The 20,877-nt window shown below is 45.6% G+C and carries 17 protein-coding genes and 1 pseudogene; 11 read left to right on the forward strand and 7 right to left on the reverse strand.

Annotated elements, in window-relative coordinates; all coding sequences use genetic code 11:
• The 4 genes and pseudogenes from HQ29_RS03015 to HQ29_RS03025 form a co-directional block, all read left to right on the forward strand.
• Window positions 1–446: InlB B-repeat-containing protein (locus tag HQ29_RS03015; protein WP_036867479.1), on the forward strand; the 446-nt coding region annotated here is incomplete at its 5' end.
• Window positions 367–993 (forward strand): annotated as a pseudogene (locus HQ29_RS10655) (InlB B-repeat-containing protein); the annotation flags it as partial. The gene HQ29_RS03015 and the pseudogene HQ29_RS10655, both read left to right, overlap by 80 nt.
• A gap of 90 nt (window positions 994–1,083) precedes the next feature.
• A complete protein-coding gene (locus tag HQ29_RS10390) occupies window positions 1,084–1,350 on the forward strand; it encodes a hypothetical protein (protein ID WP_036867480.1) in 267 nt (88 codons plus the stop codon).
• 63 nt (window positions 1,351–1,413) lie between these two features.
• Entirely contained in the window at window positions 1,414–2,040 is a 627-nt protein-coding gene (locus HQ29_RS03025) for a hypothetical protein (RefSeq protein ID WP_036867481.1), read from the forward strand.
• An 86-nt stretch (window positions 2,041–2,126) separates the two neighbouring features.
• On the opposite strand, the gene HQ29_RS09830 is transcribed toward HQ29_RS03025, so the two are convergent.
• The 4 genes from HQ29_RS09830 to HQ29_RS03045 form a co-directional block, all read right to left on the reverse strand.
• Window positions 2,127–2,804, reverse strand: a complete 678-nt coding sequence (locus tag HQ29_RS09830) for a porin family protein (protein WP_052089745.1) — start codon at window positions 2,802–2,804, stop codon at window positions 2,127–2,129.
• Window positions 2,805–2,851: 47 nt separating this feature from the next.
• Window positions 2,852–4,300 carry an InlB B-repeat-containing protein gene (locus HQ29_RS03035; RefSeq protein WP_235318019.1) on the reverse strand — a complete coding sequence of 483 codons (1,449 nt, stop codon included), beginning with the start codon at window positions 4,298–4,300 and terminating at the stop codon, window positions 2,852–2,854.
• 145 nt (window positions 4,301–4,445) lie between these two features.
• A complete protein-coding gene (locus HQ29_RS03040; RefSeq protein WP_036867484.1) occupies window positions 4,446–5,927 on the reverse strand; it encodes an InlB B-repeat-containing protein in 1,482 nt (493 codons plus the stop codon).
• Between the two features lie 23 nt (window positions 5,928–5,950).
• Window positions 5,951–7,624 carry a leucine-rich repeat protein gene (locus HQ29_RS03045; protein WP_036867486.1) on the reverse strand — a complete coding sequence of 558 codons (1,674 nt, stop codon included), beginning with the start codon at window positions 7,622–7,624 and terminating at the stop codon, window positions 5,951–5,953.
• Window positions 7,625–7,795: 171 nt separating this feature from the next.
• Between HQ29_RS03045 and HQ29_RS03050 the strand changes: the two genes are divergently transcribed.
• The 7 genes from HQ29_RS03050 to menD all read left to right on the forward strand — a co-directional run bounded on the left by HQ29_RS03050 (window position 7,796) and on the right by menD (window position 15,701).
• A complete protein-coding gene (locus HQ29_RS03050; protein ID WP_036867487.1) occupies window positions 7,796–9,709 on the forward strand; it encodes an ATP-binding protein in 1,914 nt (637 codons plus the stop codon).
• Window positions 9,706–10,317, forward strand: a complete 612-nt coding sequence (locus tag HQ29_RS03055; protein WP_036848356.1) for a response regulator — start codon at window positions 9,706–9,708, stop codon at window positions 10,315–10,317. The genes HQ29_RS03050 and HQ29_RS03055 overlap by 4 nt, the downstream gene beginning before the upstream one ends.
• A 117-nt stretch (window positions 10,318–10,434) precedes the next feature.
• Window positions 10,435–11,394, forward strand: a complete 960-nt coding sequence (locus HQ29_RS09835) for a lipopolysaccharide kinase InaA family protein (RefSeq protein ID WP_052089747.1) — start codon at window positions 10,435–10,437, stop codon at window positions 11,392–11,394.
• Window positions 11,384–12,190 (forward strand): glycosyltransferase family 2 protein, encoded by an 807-nt coding sequence (locus HQ29_RS03065; RefSeq protein ID WP_036848353.1) that lies wholly within the window; start codon window positions 11,384–11,386, stop codon window positions 12,188–12,190. Before HQ29_RS09835 ends, HQ29_RS03065 begins: the two co-directional genes overlap by 11 nt.
• Before the next feature lie 16 nt (window positions 12,191–12,206).
• A complete protein-coding gene (locus HQ29_RS03070; RefSeq protein ID WP_036848350.1) occupies window positions 12,207–13,019 on the forward strand; it encodes a glycosyltransferase family 2 protein in 813 nt (270 codons plus the stop codon).
• Between the two features lie 14 nt (window positions 13,020–13,033).
• Window positions 13,034–14,122: a chorismate-binding protein gene (locus HQ29_RS03075; protein WP_036848347.1), complete on the forward strand. Its 1,089-nt coding sequence runs from the start codon at window positions 13,034–13,036 to the stop codon at window positions 14,120–14,122.
• Window positions 14,123–14,132: 10 nt separating this feature from the next.
• Window positions 14,133–15,701, forward strand: coding sequence for a 2-succinyl-5-enolpyruvyl-6-hydroxy-3-cyclohexene-1-carboxylic-acid synthase (gene menD, locus HQ29_RS03080; RefSeq protein WP_052089750.1), 1,569 nt, complete (start codon window positions 14,133–14,135; stop codon window positions 15,699–15,701).
• An 844-nt stretch (window positions 15,702–16,545) separates the two neighbouring features.
• Here menD and HQ29_RS03085 read toward each other — a convergent pair.
• From HQ29_RS03085 to HQ29_RS03095, 3 genes are all read right to left on the reverse strand, one after another.
• Window positions 16,546–18,924, reverse strand: a complete 2,379-nt coding sequence (locus HQ29_RS03085; protein WP_036867489.1) for a family 20 glycosylhydrolase — start codon at window positions 18,922–18,924, stop codon at window positions 16,546–16,548.
• A gap of 134 nt (window positions 18,925–19,058) precedes the next feature.
• Window positions 19,059–20,339, reverse strand: coding sequence for a serine hydroxymethyltransferase (gene glyA, locus HQ29_RS03090; RefSeq protein ID WP_036867491.1), 1,281 nt, complete (start codon window positions 20,337–20,339; stop codon window positions 19,059–19,061).
• Between the two features lie 81 nt (window positions 20,340–20,420).
• Window positions 20,421–20,840, reverse strand: a complete 420-nt coding sequence (locus HQ29_RS03095; RefSeq protein WP_036790979.1) for a DUF3127 domain-containing protein — start codon at window positions 20,838–20,840, stop codon at window positions 20,421–20,423.
• Window positions 20,841–20,877 lie beyond the last annotated feature (37 nt).

Below are 20,877 nucleotides of genomic sequence, written 5' to 3' on the forward strand. Positions count from 1 at the left end.
ACGGCGGTACGGTATCGGGAGAAGGCAGATTTGAAGAGAATACACAAGTAACCGTTGTTGCTACTCCAAAAGAAGGTTGGAAGTTTATAAGATGGACAGAGTCCGGTACCGAAGTTTCCACTTCCGCCTCTTACGCATTCCCGATTACGAAGAACCGCACTCTCGTAGCGCATTTCGAGAAGATACCGCCCAAGCAATACACCGTAACCCTTTCAGCCAATCCGAGCGAAGGCGGTACGGTATCGGGAGAAGGCAGATTTGAAGAGAACACACAAGTAACCGTTGTAGCTACTCCAAAAGAGGGTTGGCGATTTGTAAGATGGACAGAATCCGGCATGGAAGTTTCCACTTCTTCCTCTTACTCGNATACCGCCCAAGCAATACACCGTAACCCTTTCGGCTCAACCAAACGACGGCGGTACGGTATCGGGTGCAGGGAAGTTTGAAGAGAATACACAAGTAACCGTTGTAGCTACTCCAAAAGAAGGTTGGAAGTTTATAAGATGGACAGAATCCGGTACCGAAGTTTCCACTTCTGCCTCTTACGCATTCCCGATTACGAATAACCGCACTCTCGTAGCACATTTCGAGAAGATACCGCCTAAGCAATACACCGTAACCCTTTCGGCTCAACCAAACGACGGCGGTACGGTATCGGGCGCAGGGAAGTTTGAAGAGAATACGCAAGTAACCGTTGTTGCCACTCCAAAAGAGGGTTGGAAGTTTATAAGATGGACAGAATCCGGTACCGAAGTTTCCACTTCTTCCTCTTACTCGTTCCCGATTACGAATAACCGCACTCTCGTAGCGCAGTTCGAGAAGATACCACCCAAGCAATACACCGTAACCCTTTCAGCCAATCCGAGCGAAGGCGGTACGGTATCGGGTGCAGGGAAGTTTGAAGAGAACACACAAGTAACCGTTGTAGCTACTCCAAAAGAGGGTTGGCGATTTGTAAGATGGACAGAGTCCGGCACCGAAGTTTCCACTTCTGTCTCTTACTCGTTCCGAATTACGAGCAATCTCAATCTCGTAGCGGTATTCGAGAAGATTCCTATTGATCCTGAACAACTCCTTCCGCATTTGATAGGACTTGGCTCAACTCCCATTAAAAGAGGGGAAATAAAAACATACCTTTGGGAAGATCTCCATGAGGATGTCGCAAACTTCAACTTCAAACTCTTTACCACAGAGGACAACAGCGCATCTACCGGGATAAAAGTAAACAAACTCAATGCAAATGAGGTAGAACTCCAGTTTGTTGAAGAAGGGAAGTTTACCCTCGTAATAGAGTTTGAAGTTAATGGAAAGAATTTCTATCTCAGCTATGACCTCACAGTTGAGAACTAAAAAAGTAACTCAATAGCAAACACCTCTACTTTTGAGGAGCAGGCTATCATAATCAAAATAAAGATGAAGACAGTGCTAAAGCTGAAAATGCTTATTCTCGCAATGGTTGTCGGTTTTGGGGCAACGAGCTGTAAAGATGACTCCAGAGTTCCGGAACGACCTAAACCAAAAATAGAACTCTCAAGGTCTGAGATCTCAGTCATGCTCGGACTGCCCGGAGAAGTGGGCATCAGCAATGTGACTAAACTCACTATCGAGTCGAATAACCCTGATGTTGCAAAACTTCACTACGATGAGGCTACAAAAAAACTGAAGATCGAGACAAAAGCAACAGGAACGGCGACTTTCAAAATTGCCAACCAAGGGGATACTTCTCCTGTGGAACTGAAAGTAACAGTAACTCCGGTAGTCTTTGGGATGGTAAATGCAAATATGGAAATGGCTTTTGAGGCGAAATACCGCTTCAAGACACCTAAGACGTTGCATCTCTCTCCCTCAGGCTTCGAGCGTAAAGCCCATTTCTTGAAGGTAACTCTTAAACCTTCTTGGAGAAGCGGTGATAGGGTTGATGTTCTGTATAAAAATCCTCAGCACACACAGCAAAACTTTCAAGCAACGGTGTATGCCGTCATTGAAGGAACGGTCTATCTTAAAACAGTAGAAGGAAGGTATATAATATTTCCAATCTAAGAGAGAGTTATTTCTCCTTTTATAAAAAGAGAGGGTGGGGCAAATGAAAATTTTACCCCACCCTCTTTGAGTATGCTCTGAGCATATCAAAAGAGATAGCCTACACTGATGGAGAAATTTTGCAGGCTCACTGTTCCTCCCGAAACGATAAACTTTTTCCCATTAACCTCTGTCGTCCCGATCTCTCCTCCCAGTCCGACAATGATCTTATCGTTATTCGTATAGAATCCAACCCTTAGTCCGGCATCGAATCTGTTCAGGAATTGATCTCCGAAAGTGTTTTTATTGACAGGTGTTTCCGATACGGAGTATTTGCCTGCCACGCCATAAGCTAAATAGAGTCCGAGTCGAGGCTCCAGGTTCCACCCTCCCAAAGTGAAAGAGTACCCTGCTTCCAACGGGAGTTGCAGGTAGCCAGCCCGAACCGTAAGCACACTGCTGCTGCCCGTAATGCCTGCGGAAAATCCTTTCAAGCTCATCTCCAGTCCGGAGTGAAGACGCCACTTGGGATTGAAGGCATAGGCAACGGAGACCCCTGCCAATGCTCCCACTACACTTTTACTCTCCAAGCTCCCTCCTTCGGACTTCTCAAAGCTGAGCTGTGAAAAGTTTATGCCCCCTTTCACGCCCCATTGAATCCGTTTGGTAGAGCTCCATCCACCGGACTGTGCATAGATACCACCGAGTCCGATCATCACGCATACCACTGCCGTAAGTACTCTGCGTGTGAGAGCCGCAGGCAATGATGTTTTTCCTTTTTTCATAATTATGTTCTGTTTTTATCCCGTCTGTGGGAGAGGTTAAACAATAATCACTTCACAAATACACTGTGGAGATAAGCTGCGGGCCAAGGCTGTTTTTCTCCATCTATCCAGATACCGTCATTGCTTACTGCATATACTTTCCCGGCATACACATATACGGAGCGCACCAACGCACTTCCCAAGGTGCTTATTGCCGTTCCGTTCTTCCACACCATCCCTTTAGGTCCATAGCCGGAAGCATAGAGGTCGTTCCCGGAAACAAATATGGAGTAGATGCCTCCCTGCTTGCCCCAGACGAAAGGTACATTATTTTTCCATATCAGAGGCTTTCCTGTATCTATCGGTTTATCCTGATAGATAGCCGCTCCACCTATATAGATGTCGTTTCCCGATACAAACACGGAGTAAGCATCCGTCTTTTTGCTTCCATCGGGAGATGCAAGATCCACCCTTGTACCGTTTTTCCAAAGCACGCCACCGCCATAGTCTCCCACGACATAGACATCCGTTCCGGAGACGAATACGGATCGGGCTTCGGGTTCTGCCGAAGGGTTGTCCTCAAGGGTCTGCATCTTCCCGTTCTTCCACAGCACTGCACGCTGGTAAGTGCTCTGATAGTTGGGACGCTTTGCCACTTCGTACCCTGCGACATATACGTCTCCATTGGTGATGAAGAGCCCTTCAGAAAAAGCCATGATGCCTTTGCGCTCCATCTTTTTAGAGTCTGTCTCGAATGTTCCACCGGGTAGAGGAGATTTTATTTTCATGACATAGAGATCCTTGTATCTCGTTCCGCCATAATTCTCACCTCTGTTCCCTGTAACGTATATATCCCCATCGTAAACGAAAACAGAGGATTTGATGGTCGCATCCGGAGCGTAACTTCCAAGGTTGAAATCCTTCCCGTTTTTGAGCAAGACCAGTCTGCCGTCATAATCTTTTCCCACAGCCAGTACGGAATAGGCAACACTCACACTGCACGTTGCGCTTTTGTTGCCTGAGGTTGCAGTGATTACCGCCGAACCTTCTCCTGTTGCCGTAACCACGCCATCCGCATCTACCTTGGCAACCTCCTTATTGGAGCTGCTCCAGGACACCGCTCCCTTATTCCCGCTTACGGATAGACGCTCTCGGTCTGTTGTACGTAGCGTCAGCGTTGTCTTGTCTATGACGAGATCTTCATCCGGAGACTCCTCTTGCCATTTAGCCTTTAGAGTAATGTCTTTGGTAACGGGAGTTTGGAAGTCGTAAGCATTAGTGCCGTCCAAAGACCAAGCAACAAACAGAAAGTTTTGCTTGGTCGGCGCAGGAGAAGGCACGGTTGCCGTCTTCCCTTTTTCCACTCTCTGAGCAGGAGGAACAGGCGTACCGCCATCCGCATTAAAGGTTACGGTGTAGTAGGTCTTCACATCTTCTCCCGGATCGTTTTTGCTCTTGCAGGAGGTAAAGCATATCAGTACAATGCCCAACAGGGCTATGAAGTGTATCTTTTTCATCTTTGTTTTCATGTTTATCGTTTCAGCACCTAAACTTGTGAGAAGTTTCATTTTTAGAATTGCTATAAACCGCCCCAAAAAGATTTTACTCTCTCGAAGAGATAAACTCTCTCGGTGATGGTTGTTTTAGTATTTCTTCTGCCTTTTATTCCTTTATGAAAATGTGACGAGCAACTGAAGAGGAGTTACCTAATATGGTCTTTGTTCCATTTTTCCACATTACGGCACGAGTCTGATCCTCTCTTATATCGGATTCATATCCTGCCACGTAAATATCTTTTCCCGATACAGCAACAGAAGATGCCTTTGCCTTGTATCCCAGCTTGGTTATCTTATTGTTTTCCCAAAGGATAGCATAAAATTCACTGACGCCTTTTCTCGCTTCTCCCACAATATAGACATCACTGCCGGAGACAGATACAGACCTTGCGACGAGGTCGTCAAACTCTCCCTTCGGAAGCTGAACGGGCACACTGTTTTTCCATAAAATTGCTTGAGGAGAACCGGAGGTTTCTTCTCCTACAACATAGACATCTTTCCCCGCAACGTAAACAGAGTGGGCTCTTGCAGCGGTCTTGCCGTCCGACAATTCTACGAGTTGGTCATTTTTCCAAAGCACGGCTATATCTTTTTTGCCACTACTCGATAATAAATAACCAGCTGCGTAAACATCGTTTCCCGAAACAAAGACCGATCTTGCCCTTCCATTATAATTGCTCTTGCTTGGTAACTTTATCTGTTTATGATTTTTCCACAGACAAGGATCATCATTGGCATCTCCTGCTACATAAATATCTTCTCCCGAAACGAATACGGAGTAAGCACGGGAGTATAGCGGATAGCTTTTGCTCTGATCATCTTCGTAAAACATGGCAGAGTAATACTTTCCGGAACGTATCCCTACCGAGTAAACTTTCTGCGCTCCTACAAAAACGGAAGTACCACGCGTAACATTATCTTCCGGGAAGCATTTGAATACGTTTCCGTCTTTCCAAATGGTTGCAACAAGCCCGTTCGCCTCTGTACGATCTGTGCCTGCAACATAAACTCCAGGTGCTGTCGGATTGGGCTGAGGTGCTTTCGCTTTCCATTTTGCATGGAGTGTCAAATCGCTTGTAACACCACTGACATTGTACGGAAAGGTGATTTTATTGATGAGTGAAGCCTCTCTATACCAACCCTCAAAGGTATGACCATCTTTTGTCGGAGGGTTTGGCTCTGTTAGTGTTCCTCCTTTGAGGACTTGCGTAGGGTGATTATCGTTTGCTGTCCATGTGCCTCCATTGAGTTCCCAAGCCACCTGCCAATACTCTGCAATACTCTCCTCTTGCCATTTAGCCTTTAGAGTGATGTCTTTGGTAACGGGAGTTTGGAAGTCGTAAGCATTAGTGCCGTCCAAAGACCATGCGATAAACAGAAAGTTTTGCTTGGTTGGGACAGGAGAAGGCACTGTTGCCGTTTTTCCTTTTTCCACTCTCTGGGCAGGAGGAACAGGCGTACCGCCATCCGCATCAAAGGTTACAGTGTAGTAGTTCTTTACATCCCCTCCCGAATTGTTCTTGTTCTTGCAGGAGGTAAAGCATATCAGTACAATGCCCAACAGGGCTATGATGTGAATTTGTTTCATGTCTGTATCTACATTTTTATGTATTAGTCCGTATTTGCAACTATTTTATTGGCGTACTTTTTCCACCCTTCTGCTTTCTTATAAGTCTCCACGCTGGATGCAGGAACCTTGATACTCTTTAGAGATACAGGATAAGAGTCCAGTGCCGAGTATCCTAAAGATGGAGGTGTGGTAGGTCTCATGATGAGGATTTCCACCTTTGTGTTGTTAAATGCATAGTCTTCGATATACTTTACTTTAGAAGGGATCTCTACTTCTTTTCCTTTGTTTTTTATCATATAACAGCCTCTAAAAGCCATTTTGCCTATTCTTTCCAATTCCGATGGGAGCTTTATTTCACTAAGAGATTCGCAATCGAGGAAGGCTTCTTCTCCGATAATTGTGATCCCATCAGGGAATTGTAGCGTCTGCAATATCTCGCAACCTCTGAAGGCTCCTTTGTCTATTTGTTTTATACTTTGAGGCAGTGTGACGTGTTGGAGGCAAGGACAGTCCCAAAAGGCGTACCTGCTCACTTTATTAACTCCCTCTTTTATGATAATCGAAGTCAAAGATTGGCAACGTTCAAAACTACTATCCTCCCAGACCGATATAGTACTCGGAATAGTGATAGACGAAATGCTTTTACAATATGAGAAGGCTCGTGCTCCAATGACTCTTAATCCTTCCGGAAGTGAGACCTCTTCGAGTTCGACACACTCCTCAAAAGCATAGCTATGAATCTCTTTTAAACTATTTGGGACTAGGACATTTTTTAGAGAAGTACACTTGGTAAAAGCATACTTGCCAATGTTTTTGAGAGTATTGGGAAGCTTTATCGAAACAAGGGTTTTACAGTCAATGAATACACCGTACGTTATGATAACAGGTCTGCCGGTAGCTCCTTTCTCCTTCTTTTCTTGATAACCATCGGGAATTATCTCTCCTAAGCAGGGAGCCAAGCTCAGATCTACATATTTATTTTGCTTTGTGATGGAGAGTCCCAAGTCTCCCCAGTTGTTCCCATTATCAAGGTTAATAGTTTTCAATCCTACTTTATATGGATTTTGGATTGTATTTGCTGTCTGCTTGTCAAGCCAAGCCTTCATTGCAGAAATGGAGGTAAACATTTTGTAGCCGGATGGATCTTCATCTCCGCCTTCATTTTCTTTCCATTTTGCATAGAGCGTGAAGTCGCTTGTAACACCACTGACGTTGTACGGGAAGGTGATTTTATTGATGAGTGAAGCCTCTCTGTACCAACCCTCAAAGGTATGACCTTCTTTGGTCGGAGGATTCGGCTCTGCAAGTGTCCCTCCTTTGGGGACTTGTGTAGGGTGATTATCGTCTGCTGTCCATGTACCTCCATTGAGTTCCCAAGCCACCTGCCAATACTCCACAATGCTTTCTTCCTGCCATTTAGCCTTTAGAGTAATGTCTTTGGTAACGGGAGTTTGGAAGTCGTAAGCATTAGTGCCGTCCAAAGACCATTCGATAAACAGAAAGTTTTGCTTGGTCGGAGCAGGAGAAGGCATGGTTGCTGTTTTTCCTTTTTCCACTTTCTGTGCAGGAGGAACAGGTGTACCGCCATCTGCATCAAAGGTTACGGTGTAGTAGGTCTTCACATCTCCTCCCGGATTGTTTTTGCTTTTACAGGAGGAGAGTGCCGTTAGTAGTAATATCAGCCCGCAAAGAGGTAGAAGGTAAGTTGTTTTCATAGTGGGATGTTGCTTTGTTAGTATTCACGAAAGTATCTCTTTGTCTTCTGTTTTTATACCCCATTTGTAGGACTTTTTGCTGTAATATTTTAATTCTCTTGCCTTTGTAGTATGTTTCATGAGCAGATTTCGCTACTTTCGCAGTAGAATCAATGGAATGTTCCTGCCTGTATGAAAAGAGTCTTTATCCTGATTTTTGTATCGCTTATCTTTTCTCCCGTATCTCTGTCCGGGCAAAGCCGGTATGCGGATTCTCTATTGAATATTATCGAAAAGGGAGGGTTGTCTGCCAAAGAAGAGGCAAGTCTTTATGCTGATATTACCGAATCTTTTTCCGGACATGATATGCACAACACCTATAAGTATGGAACAAAAGGTCTGAAGCAGGCTAAGAAGTGTGGGGATAAAGAGCTGCTGTTTCGTTTCTACAATTATATAGGGTCTACTTATACTTATCGTTGTCTGTACGATACAGCCAAAATCTATCTCGATTTACAGCTCGAAGCAGCAAAAGCCTCAGACAACTTAAAACTTATACAGAAGAGCTATCAGGCAGTAGGCAATTTTTACGCCCGTCAAGGGCTGTTCATCCCTGCAATAGAGGGCTATCTGAATGTTTTGAAGCATTTTGACGGAGATGAGAGTAGCAGAGACTACATCATAGCTCACGGCAATATAGGAGAGTGTTACCGCAGATTGGGAAACTACAAACAGGCTTTGGGGTATCTGGAAAAGGAGGGCAGGCTGGCAGAGCAGTATAACAATATATCCGGAATGAAACAGTCGTATCGGGAGTTGGGATATGTACATCTTGCTCTGGGCGATGCAGATAAGGCTCTGGAATATATGCAGAAAGTAAAGTATGGAGATACGTGTGCTGCTCCGGTATTTGAAGCAGATATGAATGAAGCACTCATCAAAGTATATCTACTCAAGAAAGAGTATGACAAAGCACTGAAATGTGCCGATGAGTGCCTTAATGCCGCAAACTGTTTGGGAGATCCTTATATCTATACATTGGCTTGGAACTCTTACGCGAATATCTTTCGGGAGCAAAAGCGTTATACAGAGTGTTATGACGCAGCACTGAACGCATGGCAGATAGACTCGCTCTCTCCCGATACTGCTCCCATAACGGCGTTTAATATAGCGTATGCCTCTGCTATGCTTGGCAGGGAAAATGAGGCAGCTTACTTCTTTCGGAAGTATGAACAGATGATGGAAGAGTGTTCCGAAAGAAACTATCAGGAGGCTCTTTCTCGCTTGGAAACTCTTTATGAAACAGAGAAGAAGCAGCAACAGATTGCGGCTTTAGAGAAAGAAAGAGAGCTTTATGTCGTACTTGGGATTTCGGGACTGCTTGTATTGTCATTGATATTGGGTGTTCTCTTCTATCGGCATCTTCTCTCCCGTCAGAAGCGGAAGTTGGCAGAGCAACAAGTGAAACAACTCAAGCAGGAAAAGCAGTTAGTGGCTTCTTTGGCTCTCCTTGACGGAGAAAATGCAGAGCGTTCCAGATTGTCGCAAGACCTGCATGACGGATTGGGTAGTATGATTTCGGTTGTTCGCTTGCACCTCCACAGCATCAAGAGCGATGCTTCCATGACGAAGTCGGATATTGAACACTTCTCCAAAGTAAAGCAGATGCTTGACGAATTTATGGAGGAACTTCGCAGGGTTGCACACAATATGATGCCGGAATGTCTTGCCAGAGAGGGGATAAAGACAGCATTGGAGGATTTTTGTCGATCTGTTCCGACCGTCCGTTTTCAGTTTTTAGGAGAAAACCCTCGATTGGACAGTCGTCTTGAAGTATTGATATACAGGTGTGCTTACGAACTGGTAAACAATGCCATAAAGCATGCAAAAGCATCTCATATAAATGTCCAACTGACGGTAGATAACCACTTGGTCTCACTCTCCGTACAGGATGACGGCGTCGGATTTGACCCTAATACCATTCGTTATGGAGCAGGATTGACCAATATGCAGAACCGAATATCTGCTTATAACGGCAGGATCAATCTGTACACATCCGCCAACAGAGGAACAGAAGTAACGATAGAAATAGAGCTTATGCCATGATAAAAGTACACATTGCAGATGATCACAAAATGTTGGTGGAGGGGTTGCGTTTGGCTATAAACGAGTCTGAAGTCGCAGAAGTAAGCGATGTCTCTTTTTCCCTGAACGAATGTAGAAAAATGCTCACGCAGGCTCTTCCGGATGTCTTACTCCTTGATATATCCATGCCGGACGGTAACGGAATAGAGTTTTGCAGTGAAATCCATGAGAGCTATCCCGGAGTGAAGATCTTGATACTTACCTCTCATGATGAATATACAATGGTTAACAGGGCAATGTCGGCAGGAGCATCCGGATATATACTAAAGAATGCGCTCTCGGAGGAAGTGATAAAAGGCATAGAGACAGTGCTTTCGGGCGAGATCTTTTTAAGTCATCAGATAGATCTTTTGGTTAAGAAATGCACCGGTGATACAGTTTGGCTTACGGTTCGTGAACAGGAACTCCTCTGTCATATCGTAAACGGACTGACCAATCAAGAGATTGCGGAGCAGATGTATCTTAGTGTAGAGACCATAAAGACCTATCGCAAGAATCTGATACAGAAGCTTGGAGCACGCAACTCAATGGATTTGGTCAGAATTGCCATACAGGATAAATGGATATAGTGTCGTAGCTCCTCCCTTAAACATAATAATGAGATCGGGCTGTGTGCCCGAATACCTCTTGGCTCTCTTCGGATAACGAGATAAAGTGTCGATAATAATCTCTAAATTTGTACGAGGATGAAAGAGCAAAGACATACTTGCCGATCGAAGAGAGTCTTCTTTCCGGAGTATCCCGATATGGGGAAGCTGTTGGAAGGGATGGAGCCTCTCTGGCATGGATATACAATTTATGACGAGCGCAATAAGCTGGTGGAATACTCTTTCTCCAATATTCTCTCCGATAAGGTCCTGGTCAAATATTTCAAGAAGACAGGCTTTGTTCGGGGACTTTTTTATGTCTTGCTTGGTAGTTCTAAGGCAAAAAGATCTTTCTTGAATACTCTGCATCTTAACAGATTGGGCATATACGCTCCCACTCCCTACGGATATATTGAAGAGTACAAGTGTGGCACTCTTTATAGAAGCCTGTATGCCTGCGAGATGTTATCCGGATACGATACTGTTCGTGCACTGACAGCCGGAGAGGTAAAAGGTGATGAAAAGTTCTTTTCTGCTTTGGTGGCGTTTGTCTCTTCACTTCACAAGAAAGGTGTTTATAATAGAGATTTATCTCCCGGTAATATTCTGTACAGGGTAGAAGAGAGTGGAGAGATATGCTTTGCTCTGGTAGATGTAAACAGGATGGCTTTTCGCCCTCTCTCTCCTAAGGAACGATGGGAGAATCTGGGCAAACTCTGCTATCCGATAGATATGAGCCGGAGGCTGGCGTCTGCCTATGCAAAAGAGATGGGAGAAGACGAAAGCGAAGTGGCTTGCTACCTTCTCCAAGCCGGTGACAGGTTCTTCGCGGGAAAGTGTTTCAAAGCCATTTTTCGTGAAGAGAAGAGACGAGGAAACTTTTGCTCCGGACTTTTTCGAGTGCTAGCCATTCTTTTCTCTCGAAAGATCCGAGACTTCAGGCGTGGTGGTATATGGGAAAAGCTATTTTCTATTGAGAAAAAGCTGATGAAACCCTACTACTACGAGATGGATTATAGAAACAACTTAAAACAAGAGTATATACAACATGAGACCTAAAAGCGTAGCTGTACTGATCTCTACATACAATTGGCCAAGAGCATTAGAACTGGCACTGGAAGGGCTATTCAAGCAAACCCGTTTGCCGGATGAGATTATCATCGCGGATGATGGCTCCGGAGAGGAGACTCAAAAGGTTATCAAACGGATGAAAGAACAGGTCCCAAAGGGAGTCGATCTAAAGCATGTCTGGCATGAGGATCTCGGTTTCCGGAGATCTATGATACTGAACAGAGGGATTGCGATAGCAGAGTCCGACTACATTATAGAGCTGGATGGCGATTGTATTCCTGAGAAACATTTTGTGGCGGATCACCTTAATGTTGCAAGAAAGAAAGCGTATGTCGCCGGAAGCAGAGTGAAAATGGATCCCGAAGCATCCCGAATCATCCAAGAGAAAGGGCTGCAAAATGTCAATCCCAAAAAGTTTACCAATGCTGCGAATGCTTGGCGCATTCCTTTTGCACAGAATATTCTTGCTCCCTATTACAAGCAGAATAAAATTTTTGCAGTAAGAGGATGTAATCTTGCATTTTGGAGAGAGGATCTTCTGGCAGTGAATGGCTATGACGACAGCTACGTTGGTTGGGGACATGAAGATATAGACTTGGTCAGCCGACTAAAAAACATGGGTGTGCGAAGACGCTTTCTGAAAGCCGGCGGAGTGATATATCATCTGTATCATAAGGAAGAAGACAGAAGCAGAGACTCACTGAACAAACAGAAAGCTCTGGATGTTATCGCTTCCGGAAAGATACGTACTGAAAATGGTGTGGACAAATACATTAACTCTTAAAAAGATTAAGTGAGGTATGCAGCCCCGAAGTGTCGCTATTCTACTCTCTACTTATAACTGGCATAGAGCCTTGGAGCTGGTTTTGGAAGCTCTTTTCCGACAGACACGTCTGCCGGATGAGATTATAATTGCAGATGATGGCTCCGGCGAGGAGACCCTGCAAACTATAAATAAAATGGTAGAAAAAGCACCCAAAGAAGTGGAGATCAAGCACGTTTGGCACGAAGATCTCGGCTTCCGTAAGGCTATGATATTGAATAAAGCAATAGCAGTTATGAAGTCCGATTATATTATAGAGCTGGACGGAGACTGCATTCCTGAAAGACACTTTGTGTCAGATCATCTGAATGTTGCTCGTGAAGGAGCTTATGTAGCCGGAAGCAGGGTCAAGCTATCGCAGGAAGCCTCTACCATCATTCAGGAAAAAGGATTGAAGAAAGCACCTCCGAGAAGATATACAAGCTCCGCAAATGCTTGGCGTATTCCTTTCCTTCAAAATCTGTTTGCTCCTTATTATAAGCAGAAGAGGATTTCAGCCGTAAAAGGATGCAATCTTGCTTTTTGGCGAAAAGATATCATAGCCATAAACGGATACGATGACAGCTATATCGGTTGGGGGCATGAAGATATTGATTTGGTGTACAGACTGACCAATATGGGTATCCGCCGAAGATTTCTAAAGGTGGGAGGTGTTGTGTTTCACCTCTATCATAAAGAGGAGGATAAGAGTTTGGATATTCTGAATGGTGAGAAAGCCTCGGACGTCATCAAGAATAAAAAGATACGTGCCACTGACGGACTGGACAAGTACCTTCCCAAAGCAGATTAGAAGACGGCAAGAGGATGCAACCTTTGGAGATACAATATATAGAGTCGCTACTTCAGGAAGTTGAGAGAAATGGTGATGCCGTGGCTCTTTTCCGCTATCCGAACGAGGCTGTTTTGCATATCGTTCGGTGCAGAGAGGCGAGCATCCTATCTTTTGCAGATATTTCAGATGTGGAGATACCGAATGGAGGAGCTTTTCTCTTTGCTCCTTACGCATCTTCCGAAAGAGAGCCCCTCTTTCTTTTACCTCCGGAAGAGCAGCTTGAAATCTCTTGTCCCTCGAACCAATCAATCTCCTCAAAACATCCTTTCGATCCGAACAGATATGGAGATATTGCCGAATATGAGAGATATTCGGAGATATTTGGAAAGTTTCACCAAGCTGTATCGGAGGGCACTTTTGATAAACTTGTCCTGACACGCAGCCATACCGGAAAGTTTGAGCAGGACTACTCCTTGTCATCTCTTTTTATGAGGATGTTGGAGGGCTATCCCGATGCTTTTGTCTCTCTTGTCTACCTTCCGCAGGAGGGATATTGGCTCACTGCCACGCCCGAACTCCTGCTTGCCGGATCCGAAAAGGGGTGGAAGACCGTTTCTCTCGCAGGAACAAGACCGATAGAGAGCAGCGAAAGCTGGAGCCGAAAGAACAGAAACGAACAGATGATGGTTACCGACTTTATCTCCGATACACTTAGCCGTTTGGGCTGCAATGTATTGCAGCAAGAGACGGAAGGACATAAAGCAGGGCAGATAGAACATCTGAAGACAGAGATAATATTCACATCTCCCCGTAACATATCGGTTAAGACTCTCTTGTCCGAGCTCCATCCCACACCGGCTGTTTGTGGTTTCCCTCGATCGGAAGCACGCTCTTTCATAGAGCAGACGGAGCATCACTCCCGAAGATTCTACTCCGGCTTCTTGGGCTTTATTGCTCCGGAAGGGGAGGAGAGCCGCATCTACGTTAATCTGCGTTGTGTACGCTGTGTGAGAGACAGCTATACGCTCTATGCCGGAGGAGGGATCATGCCGGAGTCCGAGCTTGCATCCGAGTGGGAGGAGAGCTGTTTCAAGATGCACACGATAGGGGCGCTTATATAATACCGAACTTATGTATTCAGATCAACTCAACGTTCAGATTCTTTGCTCTCTACTTAAAGTTCACGGCATTAAACGGCTCATCCTCTGCCCCGGAAGCCGTAATGCTCCGATAATAGAGAGCATCTCAGGAGACTCTTTCTTTGAATGTTACTCTATTACAGATGAGCGCAGTGCGGGTTTTGTGGCATTGGGGTTGATTTTGGAAACGGAGCAGCCGGTTGCTGTATGCTGCACGAGCGGATCTGCGTTACTCAATCTGCACTCTGCCGTATCGGAAGCATTTTATCGCAACCTGCCTCTTCTTGTCCTTTCTGCAGACCGTCCACAAGAATGGATAGGGCAGATGGATGGGCAGACCCTACCGCAACCTTATCTGTTCGGGATGCTTTCTCGCAAGAGTGTTACTCTGCCGGAAGTGCACACTTCTGCGGATCATTGGTACTGCAACAGGCTTGTAAACGAGGCTCTGCTTGCTTTGCAGAGAAAGGACATACAAGGTCCGGTGCATATCAATATCCCCTTGAGCGAACCTCTTTTTGCTTTCAATATTCCGGCATTGCCGGTAGAAAGAAAGATAGAGTGGCTTTTCGATGCGGACGACATAAGGGCGCTTTGGAGCAAGGCGTCCCGAAAGCTGATCATTGTGGGGCAGATGGACTCTCAGCGTGAAGCTTTCTCTCTTATATTCCCGACCTCTGCTGTTGTCTTGGCAGACCATCTCTCGAACCGACCGCAAGAAGCTCTTGAGAGTCGCTTCTACAGCTATTGCGAAGAGCTGCAACCTGATATTGTCGTTACGATAGGAGGCAGTATTTTGTCGAAGAAGCTGAAGCAGGATATGCGGAAATATCCTCCGAAGATGCACTGGCACGTCTCTCCAAGTGGTGAGGTTGCCGATGTTTTCATGTCTCTTACGCATCTGATCCCGCTTTGTCCCAAAGATTTCACCGCGATTATAGCAAACGAAACGGCACGAGAGAGCGATCTTGCTTACAGACAGTTGTGGAAGAAGAACGCCATTGACCCCGTTGCGAGTGCTCCGAAAGAGCCGGAGAGCAGAGTAGTGGCAGAGGTCTTGAAGCAGATACCGCCCCGAAGCGTTCTCCATCTGGGCAATAGTTTGAGTGTCCGCCTTGCTCAGCACTATCCTCTTCCCGCAGATGTCCGGGTGCACTGCAACCGTGGGGTGAGCGGTATCGACGGTTCTCTCTCCGCCGCAGTAGGTGCCGCGATGGCATCGGATACGCTTCATTTCGTCCTGCTGGGCGATCTCAGCTTCTTCTATGACGCCAATGCGTTGTGGAACTCTCACGTACCATCCAATCTTCGGATCATCATCTTGAACAATGGAGAAGGCAGAATCTTCGAGACCATTCCGGGACTTCGAGACTGCTCATCGCTACGTCCGTTCGTTACCGGACAGCACCAATGCTCGGCTCAAGGATGGGTAGAAGGTTTGGGGCTGACCTACATCGCCGTCAAAACCGAGGACCGGCTCGCTCTCGCCATATCAACCCTCGCCTCCGACCGATGCGATAAAGCCATGGTAGTGGAGGTCTTTACGCCGCTCTCGGTCTGATCATCTCTCTTCTCACATCCCTACTCCTGTATCCGTATCGCTTTCCGTTTCTTTTCTTGATTTTTTGGAACGGACGGATTGATAATTATCGTTTCTCAGAATAGTAATTATCGTTTCTCGGATTAGTAATTACCATTTCACGGATTAGTAATTACCATTTCACGGATTAGTAATTACCATTTCATGGATTAGTAATTACCATTTCATGGATTAGTAATTACCATTTCATGGATTAGTAATTACCATTTCGTGGATTAGTAATTACCGTTTCGTGGATTAGTAATTACCGTTTCGTGGATTAGTAATTACCGTTTCTCGGATTAGTAATTACTGTTTCTCGGATTAGTAATTACTGTTTCTCGGATTAGTAATTACCATTTCTTGGATTAGTAATTACCGTTTCTTGGATTAGTAATTACCGTTTCTTGGATTAGTAATTACCGTTTCTTGGATTAGTAATTACCATTTCGTGGATTAGTAATTACCGTTTCATGGATTAGTAATTACCGTTTCATGGATTAGTAATTACCATTTCGTGGATTAGTAATTACTGTTTCGTGGATTAGTAATTACTGTTTTTAGGATTGGTGATTATCATTTTCTGGAAAGTAGCAAATCCTTTTCCATAAACCTTTAGAGCTTTCTCCAAAAAGATTAGGAACTTTTCTCTGAAACCTTTGGAGCTTTTTGCATGTCCCTGTATAGGCTCTTGACTTTAGGAGAGAAAATAACAATCGCCTGCCAAGAAGAAAGCTCTCGGCAGGCGATTATGTGTGTTGAAAAATCTGCGATTTCGGAACAATTCTCTGCTTCGACAAGGCAAAGGCAGCTCCTTATCGACTATTTACTTCTTGTGGAACACTCTGTAATCTTCTATCGGTGCGGATTTCGGAGTGTTATATGGCTTGTAAGCCACGCGGTTGTCGTTCCAAAGCGTCGGCCAGCCGCCTTGCACTTTGGCTTGTATTTCGTATTTGATCGAGTGCAGCCCTGCTCCGAGTGCAAGAGCAACATCCTGACGAGAGTAGCGAGGTACTTCTTTGCTGTTGTCTATGACGAGTTCGCCATTGATCCATACTCTGTTCACGTCTGACTGGAAGACGTAAACGCCCGGCTCCGGTATGAGGAAGTATCCTTCTATGATGGTTCCGAAGATGTTGAAGTCGAACGTACCGGGAACAAGATAGCTCTTGTTGGCATCTTTCAATGCGGTGAGGATGCCGCTCTCCATGTTGGCAGACTGATGGGAAGCCAAATCTTCTACTTTTCTGACATCCTCTTTGTGGGTGATAAACTTGAGCCCCTGAGCATAAACCCCGCTTGAAGCAAGAGCCACACTGTCTATCGCTTCCACAGGAGCGGTATAGTTGTCCAACTTGGTAAGGGTCAGTGTGCGGACTTTGCTTAATACTCCCGAAGGCAGTACGCTGGCGATCTTGAGCGTTGTAGTCTCGTTGAATGTGAGAGGAGCCGTATATTCCGTACTCTTTTCATTAGGCTCCGATCCGTCGGTGGTGTACACCATCTTCACAGGGCGGGTTGTCTTGAACGGAATGGTAAGGCTGTCGATGAACTGGATGCGGTCAAGAGAGCCGTTTTCTTGCTCCGGAAGCGGAATATGGTAGTTGACATCGTGCATGTCGAGACGCACATAAGTGTTGTTCACACGGCGAGAGAAGTCGTGGAAATCTTTTCTGTCTACAGGTGTCCATCCTATCTCGGCAAGAGCAAACATACGTGGATAGGCGTAGTATTGACGGATGCTTTCGTCATATAGATACTCTCCCCAAAGATTGGCTTGTGGTCCGAGTATGAGATGCTGCTTTTCCGCCGGAATCTTATCCGATGCGGGGTTGTAAGAATAGACCCTTTCAAGTGTAGAGTAACCTCCGATGGCGACCGGCTCTACATTATGATCGCCCTGGTAAGCATCAATATAAAGACCGGTAGTCCATGGCGACATGATCACTTCATGATTAAGCTCTGTCGCCGCAATACCTCCCTCTTCTCCTCTCCATGACATAACGATGGCAGATGGTGCCAATCCGCCTTCGAGAATCTCATCCCAACCTATGAGGGCTTTGTTGTTCTCGGCAAGAAAGCGTCCTATTCTGGTGATGAAGTAGCTTTGAAGCTCATGCTCGTCTTTCAGATTCTCCGCTTTGATTCTCGCTTGGCACAGCGGACACTCTTTCCATCTTGTCTTGGGGCATTCGTCGCCTCCGATGTGGAAATATTTTGAGGGAAATAGCGGTATCACTTCGGAGATGACATCTTCCAAGAACTTGAAAACTTCTTCTTTTCCTGCACAGAATACGTCATCTTCCACTCCCCATATATTGCGCACCTTAAAGTCGCGCGGGAAGCAAGCCAACTCCGGATACGCAACAAGTGCAGCCATGGCGTGCCCCGGAAGCTCTATCTCCGGAATGATCTCTACATAGCGTTCGGCAGCATAAGCAACAATATCTTTGATCTCTTCTTGAGTGTAGTAGAAAGGACCATATTCAAATCCTTCTCCTTCTGTCCTCACAGAGCCTACCTCCACAAGACGAGGATATTTCTTGATTTCGATACGCCATGCCTGATCTTCTGTCAAGTGCCAGTGTAGCTTATTGACCTTTAGCATGGAGAGAATATCTATGTGCTTCTTCATGTCTTCCACAGTGATGAAGTGGCGACAAGCATCCAAAAGAAGTCCGCGATAGTGGTATCTCGGATAGTCCTTGATGGATACGGCAGGGATGGTCCAAGCCACATCTTCCACTCTTTTGCTGCTTTCTACTTCTGCCGGAAGGAGTTGCAAAAGAGTTTGAAGTCCATAGAATGCACCTTGAGGAGTGGCACCCACGATGTCGATACCTGCTTCGGATGAGTTGAAAGTGTACGCTTCGTGGTTCTCCGAAATAGAAGGATCCACAGAGATACGAATGTAGTTGCTGCTAACCGGAGCAGAAACCAACCCAAACTTGTAGCCGGTGGATGCCATAAGCTTATCGGCAAAAAGCTTGGCTATCCCGGCAAGTGTGTCTCCCTCTGCCACAAAGACAGTATTGCGGTTTAGCGTGAATGCTCCTGAGGTTGTCTCGGTAAGCTCTACCGGCTGAGGAATGATGTTGATGCCTTCGTTATAAGGCTTTACCACATACTCTTTCGGAGTGCATGCAGTAATAAAAAGCGTTGCCAACAGCGCGGCAGCTAAAGCATGAAAGTATTTTCTCATATCTAAAAGTGTGTAGAAAGTTTTCGGACAATAAAGAAGAGTTTAGAAAAAACGGATCAAACTAAGACTCTTAGCCTGATAAATGGTTTTTTCTAAACTCTTATGTAACTGTTCTTAAATGTATCTTATCCCTCTTACCAAGCGAAGATCGGATAAGATTCCATCATTTCATTGACCTCCCCACGAACAGAGGCAATCACTTGTTCGTCTGTCGGAGATGTTAGCACACGGTCGATAAGTCCGGCAATGCGTTTGATCTCTCCTTCCTTCACACCACGAGTGGTAAGTGCAGGCGTTCCGAGACGGATTCCGGAAGTTTGGAATGCAGAACGTGTATCGAATGGTACCATATTTTTATTCACTGTGATGTCTGCCAGAACAAGAGCATTTTCGGCTACTTTACCGGTCAGTTCAGGGAACTTAGGACGAAGATCTACCAACATACTGTGGTTGGATGTTCCGCCGGATACGATCTTGTATCCCATCTCAACCAGTGTGTCGGCAAGGACAGAAGCGTTCTTCTTTACTTGTTCCTGATATGTGCGGAACTCCGGTTGCAATGCTTCACCGAAAGCAACAGCCTTAGCAGCAATAACATGCTCCAACGGACCGCCTTGTACTCCAGGGAAAACCGCAGAGTCGAGAAGTTGAGACATACGCTTGATCTCACCTTTAGGAGTGGTAAGTCCCCATGGATTTTCAAAGTCTTTACCAAGAAGGATGATACCGCCACGAGGACCGCGCAAAGTCTTATGGGTTGTGGAAGTAACAATGTGTGCATACTTTACCGGGTTATCCAAAAGACCGGCTGCGATAAGCCCTGCAGGGTGAGCCATATCTACCATAAGAAGAGCACCTACACTGTCGGCGATGGCACGCATACGAGCATAATCCCATTCGCGAGAATAAGCAGAACCTCCGGCAACAATCAACTTTGGTTTGTGTTCTTTAGCCAAACGTTCCATCTCTTCGTAATCTACGGTTTCATCGCTCTGACGCAAGCTGTAAGCTACAGGGTTGTAAAGAAGACCTGAGCTGTTTACAGCCGCTCCGTGAGAAAGGTGTCCCCCATGAGCGAGATTGAGTCCAAGGAAAGTGTCGCCCGGTTTGAGCACTGCGAGGAATACTGCCATATTGGCTTGTGCTCCCGAGTGAGGCTGAACGTTAGCCCATTCCGCGCCATAAAGTTGCTTAAGACGGTCTATTGCCATCTGTTCTGCTTTGTCCACTACTTGGCATCCACCGTAATATCTCTTGCCGGGATAGCCTTCTGCATATTTGTTTGTGAAGCAGCTTCCCATAGCTTTCATTACATTCTCGGACACGAAGTTTTCGGAAGCGATAAGCTCCAAGCCGTGTCTCTGTCTTCTGTCTTCCTCTTGAATGAGATCGAAGATTGGATCGTGTTGATTCATAAAGTCAAATAATGATTATAGTGTGGTTCTAATGTTTGATGTCTATTCCTTTTATGTTATCGGATATTCCGGACGGAAAGATCAGAATGGAAGATCGTCCGTAGGATCGTTCACTATTCCCTGTTGAGGTGTGGCGGGACCGAAATTAACCTGTGTCTGAGTTTGAGGAGCCGGTGCCGGCTGGGGTTGTACACCCATCTGGCTGATGGCTTGAGCCTGTTCGCCGCGAATAACGTTTCTGCATTGTACATCGGTGTACCAGCGTCCGTTAAACTCGCGACTATTCACTTCAAACTCTATGGTGATGATCTCCCCAAGCTTTATGTTCGCCATATTGATACGATCTTCGCCGAAGATGTTAAAGGCTACCGTTCTTGGATAGATATCGTTCGTCTCCATTACGTAGTCTTGCTTCTTCCACGTTGTGCCGGGATTACGTTTGCTCTCTCCCGATATCGGTTCCAATACGTGGGTGATCTTTCCTGTCAAGTAATTGTTCATCTTTATCTCTGTTTTTGTGTTTAGTTCTTTGTAAATG

Source organism: Porphyromonas canoris (genome assembly GCF_000765975.1).
GTDB classification, from domain to species: Bacteria; Bacteroidota; Bacteroidia; order Bacteroidales; family Porphyromonadaceae; genus Porphyromonas_A; species Porphyromonas_A canoris.